The 4,197-nt window shown below is 30.6% G+C and carries 2 protein-coding genes; both read right to left on the bottom strand.

The genetic code is table 11. From position 1 onward, the window contains the following. Positions 1-2,953: 2,953 nt before the first annotated feature. Positions 2,954-3,364 (bottom strand): hypothetical protein, encoded by a 411-nt coding sequence (locus tag N5D46_RS14445; protein WP_280050419.1) that lies wholly within the window; start codon positions 3,362-3,364, stop codon positions 2,954-2,956. Continuing rightward, positions 3,345-4,197, bottom strand: an 853-nt coding sequence (locus N5D46_RS14440) for an RHS repeat-associated core domain-containing protein (RefSeq protein WP_280050418.1), incomplete at its 5' end; no start/stop codon positions are given. The genes N5D46_RS14445 and N5D46_RS14440, both read right to left, overlap by 20 nt.

The raw sequence follows: 4,197 nt of genomic DNA, 5'->3' as shown, positions 1-4,197 counted from the left end.
GCTTGTATCAGAATCTCTTCTTTTCATTTTTGTCTTGACACAAAAACGAAACAAAAAAGTCAAGGCCGTAAACCTCTCTACTAAAAATGTTCTCATTTCACTAAAGATTTTAAAAACCCTACGGGCTAAAACCTTTTTAACGCTCCATTTAACCATTTTCTTAACGTGAGAGTTTTAATGCCATTTTCTTCATCCTTTAAATCGTTGTTATTCTTAGTTCGTCACAGAACCTTATCCTTAATCTCAACCTCAAATACATAAGACATCTTACAATTATAAAATCTCAATTCTCATATCTAACATCTAATCTGTACTTTTTACTTAATACATAGTACATCCTAACAATCCTTCCGATACACGAACACCGAACAAACCATACGGAACGCATATACAATGGATATAGAATGGATACAGCGCGGATACACAACCGATACAGAAAAGTGTCTTTTTCGATATACAACGATACAGGATTTTAACTCTTTTTAACACTTAATTTATCTAACCTCAATGGTTTTTATCAAATTTTACCTTGTACACTTAACGTTTTACGTGGTTTTTCTAATCAAAATTCTAATTCGATTTTGACAACGAATTTGGTCATTATGAAATCAGGCATAAACCCACAAATTCCCCTTGGACAGTTTTAAAAATTACATTAATAAATGAAATAAAAATTAACACTACTTTTATGAAGATCATTCACTCTCTTATAAGTTGTCTTCGGGGAATTAAATGTGAGTCTTTATCGCTTAATAATTTTGTTCACTATTTCTCCTTCCTACTAGTAGTATATCCACCACTAAGGTCCGAATTTCATTTACCATGTCAGTCATGGTTTTTATTTGTGCATATAAAGGTATAGCACAAAATAATCTCAGTAGTTCAGCATACAATTGCCTACTGAATTTGAAGTAAAATTTTCTCATAATTTTACATAGTTTTTTAATTCAACATTAGTTTTAAAAGCCATCCTTTCCAGTACATCGCGCCAACTTTGTTTTGGGAAAAGGGGTTTTTTGTTTTTTTATTTCAAATTTGTTCTTTATTTTCATTTTTTGCTCATCCAAAAAACATTTGAAATTAAAAGGAGAAGCCATAGCATGGCTTAGGTATTCCTTTTCTTTAATGTCACTTTTTTTCGTCAAAAAAACTAACGAAAAAAGACTTGGCTGTAAACCTCTCTACTAAAAATGTCTTCACTCCACTAAAGATTTTACAAACCCTACGGGCTAAAATCTTTTTAACGCTCCATTTAACCATTTTCTTAACGTGAGAGTTTTAATGCCATTTTTTATCCTTTTCAATACTCAAATCCACTTTTAATAACGAATTTTAGAGTCGACATACGATTTGCAGACGAGCTTCAATCCATTGAAACAAGCGTAAAAAAGATTAGTGAGCGTATGCGAATCATTTAATCTTTTTAGTGCGTGAGATGAGAATTGAACGTCGAAAATCTCAGTCTTGATTTTTTTGGTTCGTTTTTGCGTCAAGGTAAAAATGAACATATAATTATTAATCAACTTGTAACAATTTTTACCTAAGCTCCACTGGAGCTTCTCCTTTTAATTTCAAATTCTTAATCTCAAATGTTTTTTCATCAAGGTTCCCCGTAGGGCATATAAATTCATTTGAAATAATAATAACTCATGAATAAAAAATGAACAAATAATCATTTTCTTATTATCGTAATTATGTTCAGAACCTCATTTCGTTGTCATTCTGAACTTATCTCAAAACCTCATCCTTAATCTGAATACATAATACTTTTTACATTTTACTTAATACTTAAAAACATCTTACAATTCTAAAATCTCAATACTAATATCTAACATCTACTATTAGAATCTAATAACCATCTGCACATTTCTATTATAGAAACACATATTTAGAGAGCGTATTTCACTTGATTTGTAGAGGAATAAAACCAAGCATATTATATGAAGTTCGATGCGGATGTGATGGAAGAAAACGACCAAAAACAAGAAAGGCATGGAACTCTTCTTAAAGCATTAGAGGTACTGGTATACCGAGCAACAATAAGAGAGCCCACGCCTAGGTCGTGAGCAAATTTACTTATTTTCTCGTTGCTACAAAAATTACCAGTTTTCCAATGCGAGATAAAAGTATTTTTACTTTATTTTTTAACTATCTGATAACAAATATAATAATATATTTTTAATTGCGCACTATCGACCGCAATATTTTTACATACTACTCTTATTATTGTTACAATGGATAACGTAAACAGACGTATATGTAAATACATATATTATAATTGGATAATAAATTCTGATTCACAAAGAAAGTTTGCTGATGAGCATAATATAGAAGAAAGTATTGTTAGAAAGATTAAAAAAGCATCTCAAGATAAAGATTATATTGAGTATAATATTCCTATCACTACACTTGAAAAAATATGTACATCTAGGGAAATCAAGTTATACGAGTTTTTCAAAATGGTTAATATATAATAAAGGCTCCAACTTGGAGCCTTTATTTATTTAACTTCTGCCAATTGTCTTGCAGTTTTTAATTTTATTTTAGTAGATAAAACTCTTTTTACATTCCATTATTAACGTATGAGAAATAATAATGCTATAAAGTAGGAGTAAATCTTACTATCTATTGAACAATAATTCAAATTATTTCACATTCCAAAAACACTTTACACAACAAGGTATACTTCTTATTTTGTCGTCTATTTTTTTGAAGGACAAAATAGCCTATTTATTCGGGGTTTGTTCGAGTGTCCTTCGACAATGGTTCGAGAAAAAGGTTGTTTTGTCGAACAACAATCGAACAACGGTCGAAGGATTGTCGAAGGTGATAGATTAAAACACAGCTTTATTTAGGTGTATTATTTTTTGCGTTAAATGATATAATTTGAGAGAATTTTATAAAATAACAAAAGGCAAACCTTGGTTTGCCTTTTGCTTTATCGTGAATTATTTTATTTTGCCCAGACAGGTAATTCTTTCCATCCCTCTGATGGAGCTTCTTTTATACTGTCTGGTACTGGTTTATTAATATATAATTTATTAATTGAATATAGTGTATATGACCATTTTTTATCACTCATTTTCACTAAAACCCTTTTTCCTATTTGCGACTTATAATATCTTGTGCTATCATTTGGAAAACTATAACTACTAATTTTCATATCATTATTATAATAATACTTAAAATTAATACTATTAGTAGCACTACGTCCGAAAATAGAAACTCCATCAATAGTCGCTATAGTATATATATAATTTTTTTTAAAATCATTTCTTAAATAAGTACCCATTAAACTTACTGTTATAAATATAATAACAATAATTATTAAAAATAATTTAGTTTTATTTATTTCGATATTCATTATATGATTTATTAACTTGTTGTTCTGTGATAGCGTGAGGTAAACTAATCATTGCTTCAGTTACAGCTTGTGTTGCAGTTGGCATTTGAGATACAGACGAGTTAAATCTTGAGCCCATACCTGCTGAAATTAAACTCGTTGCACTATTTACAATAATTGTATTAGCATCAGAATTAATATTTAAACCACCTTTTAATGGTTTATAATCTATTGCGCCCCCAACAGCTCCCGATACCCCTGGAATAAGAAAAGTATCTGCGGCTACATCTGCGACATCAAAGGCTTTAAAGTCTTCTAAATTTTCAAAGGTAGATATTTGAGCAGTTGTACTGACAATAGCTTTTGCAGCAACAACTTTAATAGACCCGTAGACAACAACTTCTCCTAATACTACAGGTGCTGCCATTACTCCAAAGAAAGCGACTACAGCTTTTTCTCCATTTCTTTTAGCTTTCTGCATTTTACCATATTTTTCTCTACCTTCTTCTGTAGATAGTATACGTTTATAAGCACCATCGACATGATTACCAAAAAAGGCTGACTTAAGGTCAGGCATAGGTATTGTAATATTAAGTCCTGAAAATCCTGAATTATTAGATTTTGATGCATAAACTACCGCTGTTTGAAGTTCAATAGGGTCATCTTCGTCTCCTGGTCCTGCAATTTGTTTACCATCAGGATCAATAAAGTAAACAGGATTATTTACTGCATAAGAATATGGAGAATCCATTAAATATTTTTCAGCGAGCGGATCAATGACTCCCCATCTACCTAAAGCAGGATCATAATTTCTAGCTTCAAAATCATACAAATTCAGCCCAAGTTCATCTTGT

It is taken from the genome of Empedobacter sp. GD03865, from assembly GCF_029840775.1.
Lineage (GTDB): Bacteria > Bacteroidota > Bacteroidia > Flavobacteriales > Weeksellaceae > Empedobacter > Empedobacter falsenii_B.
The sequence above is the reverse complement of the archived record's forward strand: the minus strand, read 5'-3'. Positions and strand labels throughout refer to the sequence as shown.